The following is a 15,864-nucleotide window of genomic DNA, read 5'->3' on the forward strand; positions in this document are numbered from 1 at the left end:
CGCGGGTGCGCATGGTGAAAGATTCAGTTCGTCCCGTGGCCGCGCCCGGCCGTTGCCGGCCGCCGCGGTGCCCGTGAGCTGCGCCGGGGGGCGTCACCGGGCGGGCGGGCCGGCCGGGGACCGGCGGCCTCCGTTGACCGGCTCCGCCACGCGGAGAAAACATCTGCGTCCGGGGCCGCAGCGTCGCGACCCGGGCGCGCGTCGCCGGCCGGTCGGCTCATGCGCGGCCCACCGTCGTCCCACCGCACGTTCCGCCGTCGTCCCGGGCGTCGTCTCCGGTGGCGTCCCCGGTGTCGTCACTGCCGCCGTACGCGCAGGAGGGAGCCGTCCCCCTGCCGCGGTCCGAGCGGGATCGACCGCCCGTGCCCGGTGCGGGAGCGCGGCGCGTGCCGGGCGGCGTGCCAACGAGCAGATGCGCAGAAAACGAGGTACGCATGAAGCAGTTCCGTCCCGTCCGATGGCTCCGCCCCGCCGCCCGCGGCCTGCCGGGCTCTCCGGCGGCGCGTCTGGTCGCGGCCCTGGCCGCGCTGGTCGCCGGCCTCGTGGTCGTGCTGGTGCCCGGCAGCGCCTCCGCGGCACCCGTGTGCAAGGTGGACTACACGACCAACCAGTGGCCGGGCGGCTTCACCGCGTCGGTGCGGCTGACCAACCTCGGCGCGGCGGTCAGCGGATGGACGCTGCGCTGGACGGCGGGCACCGGCCAGCAGATCACCAACGCCTGGAGCGCTCAGGTCAGCCAGTCGGGCACGACCGTGACCGCGGTCAACGTCGGCTACAACGGCTCGCTCACCACGGGGGGCACCACCGACTTCGGCTTCCAGGGCACCTGGTCGGGCAGCCTCACGACGCCGTCCGACTGGTCGCTGAACGGCGTGCCGTGCGGCGGCGTATCCTCCTCGCCGTCGCCTTCTCCGTCTCCCTCGTTCGTGGACCACTCGCCGTCGCCGTCTCCTTCACCCTCGCCGACGCCGTCCCCGACCGTCGACCACTCGCCGTCCCCGTCCCCGTCTCCTTCGCCGTCTCCCTCGCCGTCCCCGTCGCCCTCGCCCAGTCCTTCGGTGACGCCCTCGCCGTCCGGCTGCTCGGGCAACGGACTGGTCGTCTGCTCCGGCTTCGAGGACCAGTCGGGCACGCCGTCGGGGGAGTGGCAGGTGACCACCCCGAACTGTTCGGGCACCGGCACCGCCACCATCGACTCCAGCACCGTGCACAGCGGCGGCAAGTCGCTGAAGATCAACGGCGGCGGTAACTACTGCAACCACATCTTCGCCGCGACGACCAAGAACGTCTCCTCCATCTCGCCCGTGGTGTACGGGCGCATGTGGGTGCGGCACACGACCGCGCTCCCGGCGGGCCACGTCGCGATGATCACCATGTCGGACTCCAGGGACGGTGGCAAGGACCTGCGGATCGGCGGCCAGAACGGCGCTCTCCAGTGGAACCGGGAGTCCGACGACGCCACGCTGCCCGAGCAGAGCCCCAACGGGGTCGCGCTGAGCACCCCGCTGCCCGTCAACCGCTGGGTGTGCCTGCGCTTCCAGATCGACACCACGCAGCAGGCCATGCGTACGTACCTGGACGACCAGGAGATCGCCGGCCTGAGGGTGGACGGCACGCCGACCACCGACGTGGACGCGCAGTGGCTGCGCCATTCCACCTCGCCGCGGCCCACGACGTTCCGCCTGGGCTGGGAGAGCTACGGCGGCGACTCGGACACGATCTGGTACGACGACGTGGCGCTGGGATCAAGCCCGATCGGCTGCTGATCACCGCACGTCAGGGGTAGATAGCCGGGTGTCCGCCATGTGCGGTCACGCTCGACCGTGGTCCTGTTTCGCCGGGCGCCCGGCCTTCCGCGGGGAGGCCGGGCGCCCGTATCCGAGGGGAGAGGGACATGACCGACGTGCAGCACCCGGTACCCGAACTGATGAAGGAAGCCGACGTCGTCGACCTGCTCGTCCATCAGCACGCGATGATCAGGGACATGTTCGACGAGGTGGAGCACGCCCCGCCGGGTGAGCGCCGTGAGCCGTTCCGGCGGCTGCTGCGGATGCTGGCCGTCCACGAGACGGCGGAGGAGGAGATCGTGCACCCCTACACGCGGCTGCGGGTGGACGGGGGAGCGGGAGTGGTGGCCGACCGGCTCGAGGAGGAGCGCGAGGCCAAGGAGATCCTCAGCAGGCTGGACGAGATGGGCCCGGAGCACCCCGGCTTCATGCCCGAGCTGGACAGGCTGCGGATCGCCGTGCTCACGCACGCCCGGGCCGAGGAGCGTTACGAGTTCACCAAGCTCCGGGCCGAGACGACGGCGGCGGAGCGGCGGGCGATGGCCCTCGGGGTGCGGGCCGCCGAGGCGATGGCCCCGACCCGTCCGCATCCCGGCGTGGAGTCGATGACGCGAAACCTGCTGCTGGGCCCGCCCGCGGCGATCATGGACAGGGCGCGCGACCTCATCCGCCAGGCGCTGCGCCGCCGATAGGGCGTGCCCCCGGCCCGGTCCGTAGGCGCGGATCCGGGCCGGGACGCCGCCTCAGTGGGTGCGCAGGCTGTACAGGGGGTGGGTGCCCTCGGTCTCCAGGCGGTAGTCGTCGCCCGACTTGGCGCGGTTCTCGTCGATGATGCGCTCGCTGGGCGGTTCCTCCCCGCCCATGAGCTGCTCCTGCCAGCGCTGGAAGCGCTCGTGGGCCTCCTGGACGTACCCCGTCCCGAGGGTCGTGTAGTCGATCTGTGTGGCGATCAGCTCGCGCAGGTACTCCTTGTTCGGCTCGAACGTCACGGGCTTCGGCAACTCCCGGGCCACCAACTGCTCCGGATCGCGCCCGTCGTGCTGGCGGAACAGGTCCGCGGCGATTCGCAGGTGCTCCAGCTCCATGTTCAGATGCAGCTCCCAGATCGCCCTGATCCTCGGGTCGGATTCGGTCTCCATGAACGAGTGGTACAGGTAGCACTCGTTGTACTCGTGATTGAGCCATTGCTCCCACCACGACTCGCCCGGATCGAGCAGCGACTCGTAGTGGGTGACGTGCTCTTCCTCGATCAGCCCGATTTCCTGGTAGAGCTGCCGCGCGATGGGCTCCATGTACATCGGGCCGACGTTCATGTAGAAGTTCATCGTCTGCTGTTCGGCGGACATGATGGTCAACGCGTGAAGCTTGGAGATCGCCTGCGTCGTCTCCCGGTTGTAGTGCTCGCGGACGTTGTCGGCCGGGTGGCGGTGGTGCATCGTCGTCGGCCGGCCAGGCATCACCTCGGTCAGCCGGTCGACGATCTTCTCGGCCTTGCGGTGCTCGATCATCTCGTACAGGTTCGCGTACCGGTACAGGTGATCGAAGTCCTCCAGCACGCCGAACTGGTAGGCCTGCTTGAGATAGGGGTCGGGCTCCATCCGGGCCACCCAGGCGGTCAGATCCACCGCCACCTGCTCGTAGGCGAGGGTCGTCTCCAGCACCGAGGCCAGCCCCGGCAGCAGCCAGTTGACCGCCTTCTGCTGCTGGGCCTCGATGTAGCGCACCTCCGCCAGGCGCTGCCGCACCTCCAGGTCCGGGCAGCGCCTGGCGAAATGGTGGCTGAACATGATCGCTTCGATCTCGATCCCGTTCATCGTGATGATCCGGCACCGGGTGTAGGGATCGGCGCGGTCGGGATCGATCGGCGTGACATTCAGCTCGCGCCAGTTGCGCAGCTGCCGATCCAGCGGGATTCCCCGCTCCTGCAGCGGGTTGAACGTCATCTCGGTGCTCCTCCCCACGATTGGCGCTGGGCGTACCCAAATCGTGGAATGCGACAAACGCGGACATTCGGAGCTTTGACCGGGATTGTCACCGGTGGCGTGAAGTCTGTCAGCCGGTGGAGGCCGTCTCGACGTGCGGGTCGCCGACCTTCTTCGACTGTGGTGAGCCCCGCTCGCGCAGGAAGATCGCCAGCAGGACCATGGAGGCGACCGCCAGGAACTCCGACTGCCAGTTCTGCAGGGTGCGGTTCCAGAAGTCGGGCGAGGTCACATAGCCGATCCAGCTGACCGGATCTTCCAGCCGGGCGAGCTGCTCGTTGTTGTAGGCCGCCAGCCCGGCGACGGACTGGGCCAGCCAGGACAGCAGGAAGAGCACGCCCATCACGATGCCCAGGGAATGGCTGAAGACCGTCCGCCGCCAGCCGTCCGCCGCCGCCCAGGCGGGGGAGCCGGGCTCGGCGTGGCGGCCGACCTTCTGCTCGGCGTCGGACTCCAGGCCCTGCTCGCCCCGCTTCTTCGACTCCGGCGAGCCGCGCTGGACCAGCCAGACGGTGATGAGGATGTAGAGGAAGAACTGCAGATACTCCGACTGCCAGTTCTCCGCCACGTCCACGGCGAAACTCGACGAGGTGACGTACTCGGCCCAGGTGACGGGGGAGCCGCCGCCGGCCACCTGCTCCTCGTTGAACGCCGCCGCGCCCGCGACCGACTGCCCGGCCAGGCTCAGCAGGAACAGCAGCAGGAAGCACAACGCGAGCGCGTTGTCCCTGATCAGACGCTTCACCGCCGCTACCTCCGAGCGAGCCCGATGACGATCACGTACGCGAGGCCCAGCGCGATCGTGACCAGTAGCACCGCGTAGAGCGTGCGCGCGCCGTTCACGTGCTCACCTCGCAGTCGTACGGCTGCTGTGTGTACGACTGATCCGGGCGGGATTCGCAGCCCGCGGCCCGCACCCGCCAGCCGTCGGGGAACCGGTGCAGGAAGATCGTGTCGCCGTCCACCCGCACGCGCGCCTCGTCGCCCCAGATGTCGACGCCGCGCACCGCGCCCACCCGCAGCCCGACCGACACGATCTGTTTGTCGCAGTCGTCCAGGGACTCCGCGGCCCTGGGCGCCAGGAGCAGGCATGCCTGCCCTCCCTGGCCCTGCCCGGCCGCGGACAGGAACCGCTCCGCGGTCGTGGTGACCGCCGCGTCGTCCAGGGAGGCGCACCCCGTGGAGACCAGTGCGGTGGCCGCGAGGCAGACGACCGCAGTTGCTCGTATGCCCATGGATCGCGACTACCCGTGGGACCCGAGTGAAACCTGAAGAGACTTTCTGTCACATATATGGGATTAATCGCCCGTTATGCGTAATATGGGCGCGTCCGGAAGGAGTTCCGGGTGGGTCATCTCACCACCGGAGGTGGGACCCTTGCATGATTTCCAGGTGTCGGTGGCGCAGTCGCCCCCCTTCACCCTCATCACCCTCAGCGGCGAGCTCGACGTGCTCACGGTCTCCACGCTGCGTGAGCAGGTCGCCCCCCTGCTGGCCCGCCCCGCGACGCGCCTCCTGTTCGACCTGGAGAGTCTGCGGTTCATCGACAGCGCAGGCCTGCGGGTGCTCATCGACGCCTGCGTCCGCACCCCGCCGAAGGACGGAGACGGCGCCGTCTGCGGGATGAGCCCGCACATGCTTCACCTGTTCTCGCTGCTCGGCCTCACCGCGCGGCTCACCATGTATCCGACCCGCGCCGACGCGTTGCGCCATCCGGCGGGCATGCCCGCCGGCACGGCCGAGATGAACTGACCGGCCGGCGCGGATCGGCTCCACTACATGATCGTTTGCCACCAGCCGTCCACCGGCGGGGGGTCGTCGACCGTGACGCGCTCGCCCGGGCGCGGTACGACGAGCCGCACGTCGCGGGCCTTCGCCTCCCGCCACAGCTGGTCGATCGGGTCGTTCCAGGCGTGCGGGGCGAGCGAGAACGTGCCCCAATGCACCGGCAGCAGCACCCCGGCGCGCAGGTCGAGGTGGGTGAGGACCGCCTCCTCGGGCGTCATGTGGATGTCCGGCCAGCCCTTGCTGTAGGCGCCGATCTGGATCACGGACAGGTCGAACGGCCCATACTCCTCGCCGATCGCGGCGTATCCGTCAAAGTAGCCGGAGTCACCGCTGTAGAAGACCCGCCTGCGCTCGCCCGCGACGACCCAGGAGGCCCACAGGGTCTGGTCCCGGCGGAACGCGCGGCCGGAGAAGTGACGGCCGGGAGTCGCCACGAACCGGAGGCCGGACACCGTGGCCTCCTCGTTCCAGTCCAGCTCGATGATCCGGGACGCGGGCACCCGCCAGCGCTCGAGATGGGCGCCGACTCCGAGCGGCACCAGGAACGGCGCGGACTGCGTGCGGACCAGCAGTCGCACGGTGTCCATGTCGAGGTGGTCGTAGTGGTCGTGCGAGATGACGATCGCGTCGAGCTCGGGCAGCTCGTACAGCGGCACCGGCGGGGGGTGCAGGCGGCGCGGCCCGGTGAACGACGCCGGGGAGCAGCGATCACTCCACACCGGGTCGAGCAGCACCCGCCGGCCCTCGATCTCGATCAGGGCGGAGGAGTGGCCGTACCAGACGGCGTCGAGGTCGCCGCCCTGGGAGGGGCCGGGGGTCATCAGGGGCACGGGGAGGCGGGGCTTGCGCTGTGTCCGGCTGAGGAACTCGCGGGCGACCTGCTGCCTGGTCCCCGGAGGGAGGACGGGGCTGGGCGTCGTGTTGCGGAACGCGCCGTCGCGGAACTGTTTGGAGCGCCGCACCCGCAGTGCCCGCTCGCCCGACGGCCGCGCGCCCAGCGCGGCGGGGACGTCCCGCAGCACCCACACCGCCGCCGCCAGGGCGGCCGCTCCCGCGACGAGCCCCACGCGACGGCCCAGGTCACCATTTCTCAATCCACCGGTCATCGACGGAAATCTCCCTTGCTGGATTCTGCCGATCAGCCTAGGCAATCCCCGGGCCGGTGCGCGCAGACGGTGCTTGCCTGTGGACGACGCCTCGCCGGAGACTGCGTGGTGAATGAAAGTATGCAGGCCGACCGGTCCGGCGCGGACGGGCCGAGGCATGGGGGGACGATGAACACCGGCCACAACGCGGACGACGGCGAGGACCGCGACGGTCGCGGCGACGACGGCGACGCCGCGTCGCGGCTGCTGCGGCTGTTCGAGGGGCGCCGGCTGACGCCTGTGCAGCGCAGGATCGCCCACTGCCTGGCGCAGCACGCCGCCGAGGCGCCGTTCCTGTCGAGCATCGAAGTGGCCGAGCTGGCCGGGGTCAGCCAGCCGTCGGTGACCCGCTTCGCGATGGCGCTGGGTTACGACGGGTACCCGGCCCTGCGGCGAAGGTTCCGAGAGCTGGGCGTACCGCCCGGCGGTGGCGCGACCGGGCGGGCCGGGGACCCGCGGCCGGGCCCCGCGAAGCCGCTCCGTGCCCTCTCAGGGGACTCGAGGGACTCAAGGGACATGAGGGGCTTGGTGGGCTCGGGGGGCTCGGGGGGCTCGGGGGGCTCCGGGGGCTCCGGGGGCTCCGGGGGCTCGGGGGGCTCAGGGGGCTCAGGGAGCTCGGATCGGCCGTCGCCGCGACCGGACGGTTACGCGGACGCGGCGTCCGCGGCGCCGAACCGGGACGTGGCCCGGGGGAAGGGCCCGGGCGAGGGATACCGGCGGGCCGTGCTGGCGGAGATCGACAACCTGCGCGCCCTCGCCCGATCGCTGGACGACCCCGGACCCGTTGCCGCGGCCGCCCGTCTGCTCGCCGCCTCGCGGCCGCTCCTCGTGCTGGGCCTGCGGGCCGGCGCGGCGCAGGCCGCCGGGTTCGCCTACTTCGCCGCGAAGGTCCACCCCGACGTACGGCTTCTGCAGGAGGCGGGATCCCTTCTCGCCGACCGGGTCGAGCAGGCCGCGGCGGCCGGGGCGACGGCCCTGCTGTGCTTCGCCCTGCCCCGCTACCCGGCCGAACTGGGGGACGCCCTCCGGTCCGCCCGGACGGCCGGCCTGAGCGTCGTCACGGTCGCGGACAGGCGCGTGCCGTCCCTCGCCGGGTTGTCGGACGTTCTCCTCGCGGCCGCCGTGGGCACGCACCTGGTGTTCGACACGGCGTGCGCGCCGATGATGCTGGGCCGGGTGCTGCTGGAGGCCATGTGTGACGAGCTGCCCGGAGCGCAGGCCCGTCTGGAGGCGTTCGAGGCGTCGGCCGCCGCCCGCGGGGTGTTCCTCATTGACTGAATCTATTCATTCACCGACGATGAATGAATTCGTGCGCGGCACTGTCGGAAGGAGGACCCGTGGCTGACGATGGTGGCAGCGTCCCCGGCGCCCGTGCTCCAGGCGGCCGTGCTCGGGACGCTCGTGCTTCGGACGTTCGGGCTCCTGTCCGGGCTCCGCGCGGCGGCACGCTGAACACGCGCGGCTGGCCGCAGGAGGCCGCCCTGCGCATGTTGATGAACAACCTCGACCCCGAGGTCGCCGAGCATCCGGAACGGCTCGTCGTCTACGGCGGCAGCGGTAAGGCGGCCCGCGACTGGCCGTCGTACGACGCCATCGTGCGCGAGCTCGCCACGCTGCGGGGCGACGAGACGCTGCTGGTGCAGTCGGGCCGCCCGGTCGGCGTGATGACCACCCACGAATGGGCTCCCCGGGTGCTCATCGCCAACTCCAACCTCGTGGGCGACTGGGCGACGTGGCCGGAGTTCCGGCGGCTGGAGCGGCTCGGGCTCACGATGTACGGCCAGATGACGGCCGGTTCGTGGATCTACATCGGCACCCAGGGCATCCTGCAGGGGACGTACGAGACGTTCGCGGCGGTCGCGGCCAAGCGGTTCGGCGGCAGCCTCGCCGGGACGATCACGCTCACCGCCGGGCTCGGCGGCATGGGCGGAGCGCAGCCGCTCGCGGTCACGATGAACGGCGGCGTGGCGATCTGCGTCGACTGCGACCCGCGCAGCGTCGATCGCCGCATCGGTCACCGCTATCTGGACGTCCGGGCCGAGAGCCTGGACGAGGCGCTGCGCCTGGCGTACGAGGCCAGGGACGCGCGCCGCCCGCTGTCGATCGGGGTGGTGGCCAACGCCGCCGAGGCCGTGCCCGCCCTGCTCGCCGGGGGCGCGGAGATCGACGTCGTGACCGACCAGACGAGCGCGCACGACCCGCTGGCGTACCTGCCGCTCGGCGTCGCGTTCGAGGACATGGCCGCGCTGGCGCGCGAGGACCCCGAGGGCTTCACCCGCCGGGCCCGTGAGTCCATGGCCCGGCACGTCGAGGCGATGGTCGGCTTCCGGGACGCGGGCGCGGAGGTGTTCGACTACGGCAACTCGATCAGGGGCGAGGCGAGCCTCGCCGGGTACGCCCGGGCGTTCGACTTCCCCGGGTTCGTGCCGGCCTACATCCGGCCGCTGTTCTGCGAGGGGAAGGGCCCGTTCCGGTGGGCGGCGCTGTCCGGCGACCCGGCCGACATCGCGACGACCGACCGGGCGATCCTCGATCTCTTTCCGGACAACGAGCCGCTGGCCCGGTGGATCAGGATGGCGGGGGAGCGGGTGCGGTTCCAGGGCCTGCCCGCGCGGATCTGCTGGCTCGGGTACGGCGAGCGCGACCGGGCCGGCGAGCGGTTCAACGACCTCGTCGCCTCCGGGGCGATCTCCGCTCCCATCGTGATCGGCCGTGACCATCTCGACTGCGGCTCGGTGGCCTCGCCCTACCGGGAGACCGAGGGCATGCTGGACGGATCCGACGCGATCGCCGACTGGCCGCTGCTCAACGCCATGGTCAACGTCGCCTCCGGTGCGTCCTGGGTGTCGATCCACCACGGCGGCGGGGTCGGCATCGGCCGTTCCATCCACGCGGGACAGGTCACCGTCGCCGACGGCACGCCGCTCGCGGGGGAGAAGATCCGCCGGGTGCTGACCAACGACCCCGGCATGGGCGTGATCCGGCACGTGGACGCGGGCTACGACCGGGCCGCCGAGGTCGCCGGTGAGCGAGGCGTACGCGTTCCGATGGCCGGGGCGGGGGAGCGCGGCTCGGACACCGATGGCTGAGGGGGCGCGGGCCCTGCCGGAGGAGGTCGCGGACGGCTTCCGCCGGATGTGGCGCGACCTGCTCCCGGTTGGGCGGTGCGACGCGACGGGCGGATACCGCAGGCACGCCTGGACGGCGGCCGACGCGCAGTGCCGGGCCTGGTTCGCCGGGCAGGCTCGCGAGAGAGGCTTGACGTACGAGACCGACCGCAACGGCAACCAGTGGGCCTGGATGGGCGACCCCGCGGCCGGCGACGCCGTGGTGACCGGATCCCACCTGGACTCGGTGCCCGACGGCGGGGCGTACGACGGCCCGCTGGGCGTGGCGGGGGCGTTCGCCGCGCTCGACGCCCTGCGGGCCCGGGGCGTGCGCCCGGAGCGGCCGCTCGCGGTGGTTAACTTCGCCGAGGAGGAGGGCGCCAGGTTCGGCCTGGCCTGCCTGGGATCGCGGCTGATGACCGGCGCGGTCGGGGCGGAGGCGGCGCGGGAGCTGCGCGACGCCGACGGCGCCACCCTGGCCGCGGCGATGGAACGGGCGGGATGCGACCCGGAAACCGCTGGGCGCGACGACGAGCGCCTCGCGCGGATCGGCGTTTTCGTGGAACTGCACGTGGAGCAGGGCCGCCATCTCGCCGCCACACCGCATCCGGTCGGCGTCGCCTCCGCGATCTGGCCGCACGGCCGCTGGCGCTTCGACTTCCGTGGCGAGGCCAACCACGCCGGCACCACCCGGCTGGAGGACCGGCGCGATCCCATGCCGGCCTACGCGGCGGCCGTGCTGGCCGCTCGGGCGGGCGCCGAGCGCCTGGGGGCCCTGGCCACCTTCGGCAGGGTCAGGGTCGAGCCCAACGGCACCAACGCCATCGCGTCGCTGGTGAGCGCCTGGCTCGACTGCCGGGCGCCGGAAGCCGCCCTGCTCGACAGGCTCGTCGAGGAGACGGCGCGGGCCGCCGAGGGGGCCGAGGTGACCCGGGAGTCCTACACGGCGGTCGTGGACTTCGACGTGGCCCTGCGCGACCGTGTCGCGCGCGTCCTCGGCGGTGCGCCGGTGCTGCCCACCGGGGCCGGGCACGACGCGGGCATCCTCGCCGGCGTGGTCCCGGCGGCCATGCTGTTCGTGCGCAATCCCACGGGGGTCTCGCACTCGCCGTACGAGCACGCCGAGGAGGCCGACTGCCTCGCCGGGGTCGCCGCCCTCGCCGTCGTCCTGGAGGATCTGCTCACGACGGCCGTCGGCCCTGGCGCGGCTCGCTGAGCACGCGGAGGGCCGCAATCACGGGCGATGCCGGGGCGGTCGTGAGAACGCCCGAGACCCCCGAAGCAACAATGGGAATCCCAAATCAGGGGGAATTCCCTCCGGGTTACGGCAAAGCCGCAATCGCCGGTCCGTTCGAGTGGAGGCCGAAATCGCGGCGTTCCCGGGCCCATATACTTTCGATGCCAAAAATGCTTATTTGCCCCCTGATGGGCGACTGGGGCGTTTGCTGCCTCTAGCGTGAGAATCAGGGTCCAGATCCAAGGTTCGATGGATCGATTCGAGCTCCGTGAATTCGGATGTCGTCCGCTTTCTCAACACGGAGCCGACGGAGGGATACCCATGTTCAAAGAAGCATTGGCTGCTGCCGTCATGACGGCTTCGGCCCTCGTCGCCCCTGTCGCGATCCAGACGCAGCCCGCCAACGCCGCCGGCACGACCGAGCAGGTCATCCGGCCGTCGACCACGGGGGACTGCCCGGGAGGCAGATGCCGCGGCAGGCACCATCACCGTCACCACCGGCGGGAGCAGCAGCAACAGCAGCAACAGCAGCAGCAGGGCTTCGGAGGCCAGCAGCAACAACAGCAACAGCAGCAGCAAGAGAGGCGCAGACGTCATCGGCAGCAGCAACAGCAGCAACAGCAGCAGCAGGGCTTCGGAGGCCAGCAGCAACAACAGCAACAGCAGCAGCAAGAGAGGCGCAGACGTCATCAGCAGCAACAACAGCAGCAACAGCAGGGTGGCGGTGGTCAGCAGCAGCAACAACAGCAGCAGTGACTGAATGACCGGCCATCGTTCCTGATCAGCCCTGTGCCCCGCGTCCATTGCCTCGCGGGGCATTTTCCGTCGCCGGCGGACGCGGGCCCTCGGGACTGCCCCGACGCCCGGTCGACGTACATGGGATTCACGATGGTCTTCCCACAGCGGTCCGAGATCCGCCTGCGGCTGCCGGCCGGATCCCAGGCCGCCCACTTCGCCGCGACCCTGCCCCGCGACCCTGCCCCGCGGTGTCGACGGCCCGAACGCCGATGACACCATGACGGACCACACCTTCACCCCGGTCCGGCCACTCGTCACAAGAGCGACACGGACTACGAGTGCTGCCTCATGCGCCCGCTGCCGGAACGGATTCCTCAGAGCTGGAGGAACGACGGGATGGCATAGAGGAGGAACCAGGCCAGGGCGGCGATCCAGGGGAATTTGACGTAGGTCTTCTTCTCACGGGCCTCGTGTTCGCCGTTGCCCTTGTAGGTGGCGAGGGCCTGCCGGAGGCGGCGCAGCGGGCGGCGGAAGGTGGGGTAGCCGGTGATGCCGCCGAGTACGGATCCGCCGAACTGAAGCGAGCCGATCGCGGTGCCGTCGTCGAGGACGACGAAGATGCCGTTCCCGAGGGCGATGTCCTTGACGTGCTGCCAGGGGATCTCATGGACGACGAGGAAGTTGTCGACGAACAGGCTGCGGGGGGTCGCCCGGATCTTCGAGTGCCAGGCGAGCAACCAGATCACGAACGAACTCTCGCCCATGATCAGGGAGAAGACGAGCACGTCCGCGAGGTTGTGGACGATCCCGGCGCCGAAGATCACGGACATGCCCATGAGGGCCAGAGCCCCCGGCACCAGAACGGTCAGGACGATCGACACGGGCTTCCTGGCCACCACCCGCTTCTTCCCTCGCTCACTCATTGAGCCGGCTCTCTCCCCGGTGCTGGATTCCCGTAGACGGTGCGGCCGTCTCGGCATCGACGAGCAGATTCTCGGCGGTGATCCCCAGCGCGAGCCGCGTGCCATGGCCGGGCCGGCCTGCCCGGGAGATCCCTCGGCTCTCACCCCAACCTTCGTCCAGGGACTGGCGAACCACGCTTTGGTAAGACTCCAGCCTTCGCGGACGCCTACCCTGCGTCCGGCCGTCGTCACCTTCCGGCCCGCGGTCAGGCCCTCGCCGACGAAGGCGAGCCCTGCAGAGGTGGCCACGTCCTCATCTCGGCTGCCGGCGTGCCGCACCTCTTTGGTGCGCTTTCCGATGAGGACGTAGCTGTAGGACGACCAGTGGAGCGCCGGGCCGCCGAGGACGGACACGCCCGGGATGGAGGCGCAGCCCTCGCCGCCCTGGGCCCACGCCTCGGTCAGGCGCTGGAGGCGGTCACCGCTGTCGCAGAACCCCCGGGGCGGCCGCCTCGCTCATCGCCCGGGCGTGCCGGCGCACCGAAGCCGGGCGCCGGGCGCGAGCGGTGGCGGACGGGGGGACGCGTCAGTGGGAACGGTCGTTCAGGCCCGTCAGCGGGAGCGGCGGTCACCGGAGCCGGGGTCGGTCAAACCGGCCCGGCGCAGGGCCTCGGCCATGGCCCCTCCGAGCGGCGCGCCGCCCGAGCCCCGGCCGTTGCCGCGGCCCGAGCCGCCCTTGCCGCCCTGGTTCTGGCGAGACTGGTTCTGGCGAGACTGGTTCTGCCGGGACTGGTTCTGGCCGCGCCGGCCACCCTGCGGGCCGCCCTGCCGGTCGTCGCGGGCCTCGCCGTTCGGCCCGCCCCTGCGGCCGTTGCCCGCGGTCTCGTCCTCCAGACGCAGCGTGAGTGAGATGCGCTTGCGCTGGAGGTCCACGTCGAGCACCTTCACGCGGACGATGTCGCCGGGCTTGACCACCTCGCGCGGGTCCTTCACGAACGACGTCGACATCGCGGACACGTGGACCAGGCCGTCCTGATGCACGCCGATGTCGACGAACGCCCCGAACGCGGCCACGTTGGTGACGACGCCCTCCAGGATCATGCCGGGCGACAGGTCGGAGGGCTTCTCGACGCCCTCCTTGAAGGTGGCGGTCTTGAACGCCGGGCGGGGGTCGCGGCCCGGCTTCTCCAGTTCCTTGAGGATGTCGGTGACGGTCGGCAGGCCGAAGGTGTCGTCGACGAAGTCCGACGGCTTCAGCGTGCGGAGCGCGGAGGTGTTGCCGATCAGCGTACGCAGGTCGCTCTTGGTGAAGTCGAGGATGCGGCGCACCACGGGATACGCCTCGGGGTGCACACTGGAGGCGTCGAGCGGGTCGTCGCCGCCCGGAATGCGCAGGAAGCCCGCACACTGCTCGAACGCCTTCGGGCCGAGCCGCGGCACGTCCTTCAGCCCCGTCCGGGAGCGGAACGGCCCGTTGGCGTCCCGGTGCGCGACGATGTTCTCCGCCAGCCCGGCGCTGATGCCGGAGACCCGGGTCAGCAGCGGGGCGGACGCGGTGTTGACGTCCACGCCCACCGCGTTCACGCAGTCCTCCACCACCGCGTCGAGTGAGCGTGACAGCTTCACCTCGGACACGTCGTGCTGGTACTGGCCGACGCCGATGGACTTGGGGTCGATCTTGACCAGCTCGGCGAGCGGGTCCTGCAGGCGCCGGGCGATCGAGACCGCGCCGCGCAGCGAGACGTCGAGGCCGGGCAGCTCCTGCGAGGCGTAGGCCGACGCCGAGTACACCGACGCCCCGGCCTCGGAAACCACGATCTTGGTGAGGTGCGGCATGTGCTTGACCAGCTCACCGGCGAGCTTGTCGGTCTCCCGCGACGCGGTGCCGTTGCCGATGGCGATCAGCTCCACCTTGTGCTCGGCCGCCAGCCGGGCCAGCACCGCGAGTGACTGGTCCCACTGCCGCTTCGGCTCGTGCGGGTAGATCGTCTCGGTCGCCACGACCTTGCCGGTGCCGTCCACGACCGCGACCTTCACACCGGTGCGCAGCCCCGGGTCGAGGCCCATGGTCGGCCGTACCCCGGCAGGGGCGGCCAGCAGCAGGTCGCGCAGGTTGGCCGCGAACACGCGCACGGCCTCCTCCTCGGCCGCCTGCCACAGCCGGGTGCGCAGGTCGATGCCCAGATGCACGAGGACGCGGGTCCGCCAGGCCCAGCGCACGGTGTCGAGCAGCCACTTGTCGGCGGGGCGGCCGAGGTCGGCGATGGCGAAGCGCCGGGCGATCCGCGCCTCGTAGTCGTTCGGCTCCTCGGCCTCCGGGTCGAGGGTGAGCGTGAGCACCTCCTCCTTCTCGCCCCGGAACATCGCGAGGATGCGGTGCGAGGGCAGCCGGGTGAAGGGCTCGGAGAAGTCGAAGTAGTCGGAGAACTTGGCCCCGGACTCCTGCTTGTCCTCCCGCACCTGGGAGACCAGCCGTCCCCGGGACCACATCCGCTCCCGCAGGTCGCCGATAAGGTCGGCGTCCTCGGCGAAGCGCTCGACCAGGATGGCCCTGGCGCCCTCCAGCGCGGCGGCGGCGTCGGCCACGCCCTCCCGCACGTACGTCCCGGCCGTCGCCTGAGGGTCGAGCGAGGGGTCGGCGAGCAGCGCGTCGGCCAGCGGCTCCAGCCCCAGCTCCCTGGCGATCTGGGCCTTCGTGCGGCGCTTGGGCTTGAAGGGCAGGTAGATGTCCTCCAGCCGGGCCTTCGAGTCGGCCTCCATGATCCGCGCTTCCAGGGCCTCGTCGAGCTTGCCCTGCGAGCGGATCGACTCGAGGATCGCGGTCCGCCGCTCCTCCAGCTCGCGCAGGTAGCGCAGCCGTTCCTCCAGCGTGCGCAGCTGGGCGTCGTCGAGCGCGCCGGTGGCCTCCTTGCGGTATCGGGCGATGAACGGCACCGTCGCCCCGCCGTCGAGCAGGTCGACGGCCGCGGTGACCTGGCTCTCGCGCACGCCGAGCTCTTCGGCGATCCGCTGCTGAATGGACGTCGTCACGATCCTGTTCCGCCTTCTTCCGGGTCCGCCCTCTTCCGGGGCTCTCATTCTGCCGGATCCGGCGGGCCCGCTCGTCCTGCCTGTGGACAACCGGCTCGGGCAGGCGAATCCGCAGTTGCGCCGGTCGCCTGCCTCGCCCCTTCGGGCC

Annotated in this window: 13 protein-coding genes; 6 read left to right on the forward strand and 7 right to left on the reverse strand. The window is 71.2% G+C overall.

What is annotated here, in order from left to right; translation table 11 throughout:
* The first annotated feature begins 434 nt into the window (after window positions 1-434).
* A complete protein-coding gene (locus tag AB0O28_RS07600; RefSeq protein WP_363637409.1) occupies window positions 435-1,766 on the forward strand; it encodes a cellulose-binding domain-containing protein in 1,332 nt (443 codons plus the stop codon).
* A gap of 128 nt (window positions 1,767-1,894) precedes the next feature.
* Window positions 1,895-2,479, forward strand: coding sequence for a hemerythrin domain-containing protein (locus AB0O28_RS07605; protein WP_363637411.1), 585 nt, complete (start codon window positions 1,895-1,897; stop codon window positions 2,477-2,479).
* Between the two features lie 51 nt (window positions 2,480-2,530).
* Here the strand turns inward: AB0O28_RS07605 and AB0O28_RS07610 are convergent, their stop codons facing one another.
* From AB0O28_RS07610 to AB0O28_RS07620, 3 genes are all read right to left on the reverse strand, one after another.
* Entirely contained in the window at window positions 2,531-3,730 is a 1,200-nt protein-coding gene (locus AB0O28_RS07610) for a hypothetical protein (RefSeq protein WP_363637413.1), read from the reverse strand.
* A 109-nt stretch (window positions 3,731-3,839) separates the two neighbouring features.
* On the reverse strand, window positions 3,840-4,514 hold the full coding sequence (locus AB0O28_RS07615) for a DUF6766 family protein (protein WP_363637415.1): 675 nt from the start codon (window positions 4,512-4,514) through the stop codon (window positions 3,840-3,842).
* Between the two features lie 94 nt (window positions 4,515-4,608).
* Entirely contained in the window at window positions 4,609-5,004 is a 396-nt protein-coding gene (locus AB0O28_RS07620) for a hypothetical protein (protein ID WP_363637417.1), read from the reverse strand.
* A gap of 142 nt (window positions 5,005-5,146) precedes the next feature.
* Here AB0O28_RS07620 and AB0O28_RS07625 point away from each other — a divergent pair, with 142 nt between their 5' ends.
* Complete coding sequence (locus AB0O28_RS07625) at window positions 5,147-5,521, forward strand: STAS domain-containing protein (protein WP_363637419.1); 375 nt, start codon at window positions 5,147-5,149, stop codon at window positions 5,519-5,521.
* 23 nt (window positions 5,522-5,544) lie between these two features.
* On the opposite strand, the gene AB0O28_RS07630 is transcribed toward AB0O28_RS07625, so the two are convergent.
* Entirely contained in the window at window positions 5,545-6,663 is a 1,119-nt protein-coding gene (locus AB0O28_RS07630; RefSeq protein ID WP_363637421.1) for an MBL fold metallo-hydrolase, read from the reverse strand.
* 168 nt (window positions 6,664-6,831) lie between these two features.
* On the opposite strand from AB0O28_RS07630, the gene AB0O28_RS07635 reads away from it, so the two are divergent.
* From AB0O28_RS07635 to AB0O28_RS07645, 3 genes are all read left to right on the forward strand, one after another.
* The gene (locus tag AB0O28_RS07635; protein ID WP_363637423.1) at window positions 6,832-7,980 is read left to right on the forward strand and encodes a hypothetical protein; all 1,149 of its coding nucleotides are present in this window, start codon (window positions 6,832-6,834) and stop codon (window positions 7,978-7,980) included.
* A 170-nt stretch (window positions 7,981-8,150) separates the two neighbouring features.
* Entirely contained in the window at window positions 8,151-9,791 is a 1,641-nt protein-coding gene (hutU, locus tag AB0O28_RS07640; protein WP_363638376.1) for a urocanate hydratase, read from the forward strand.
* Window positions 9,784-11,025, forward strand: a complete 1,242-nt coding sequence (locus AB0O28_RS07645; RefSeq protein ID WP_363637425.1) for an allantoate amidohydrolase — start codon at window positions 9,784-9,786, stop codon at window positions 11,023-11,025. Before hutU ends, AB0O28_RS07645 begins: the two co-directional genes overlap by 8 nt.
* 195 nt (window positions 11,026-11,220) lie before the next feature.
* On the opposite strand, the gene AB0O28_RS07650 is transcribed toward AB0O28_RS07645, so the two are convergent.
* The 3 genes from AB0O28_RS07650 to AB0O28_RS07660 all read right to left on the reverse strand — a co-directional run bounded on the left by AB0O28_RS07650 (window position 11,221) and on the right by AB0O28_RS07660 (window position 15,716).
* Window positions 11,221-11,850 carry a hypothetical protein gene (locus tag AB0O28_RS07650; RefSeq protein WP_363637427.1) on the reverse strand — a complete coding sequence of 210 codons (630 nt, stop codon included), beginning with the start codon at window positions 11,848-11,850 and terminating at the stop codon, window positions 11,221-11,223.
* 308 nt (window positions 11,851-12,158) lie between these two features.
* The gene (locus AB0O28_RS07655) at window positions 12,159-12,707 is read right to left on the reverse strand and encodes a hypothetical protein (protein ID WP_363637429.1); all 549 of its coding nucleotides are present in this window, start codon (window positions 12,705-12,707) and stop codon (window positions 12,159-12,161) included.
* Between the two features lie 591 nt (window positions 12,708-13,298).
* Entirely contained in the window at window positions 13,299-15,716 is a 2,418-nt protein-coding gene (locus AB0O28_RS07660; protein ID WP_363637431.1) for a Tex family protein, read from the reverse strand.
* Between the last annotated feature and the right edge of the window lie 148 nt (window positions 15,717-15,864).

Origin of the sequence: Microbispora sp. NPDC088329 (assembly GCF_040685655.1) — a bacterium.
Taxonomy (GTDB): Bacteria; Actinomycetota; Actinomycetes; order Streptosporangiales; family Streptosporangiaceae; genus Microbispora.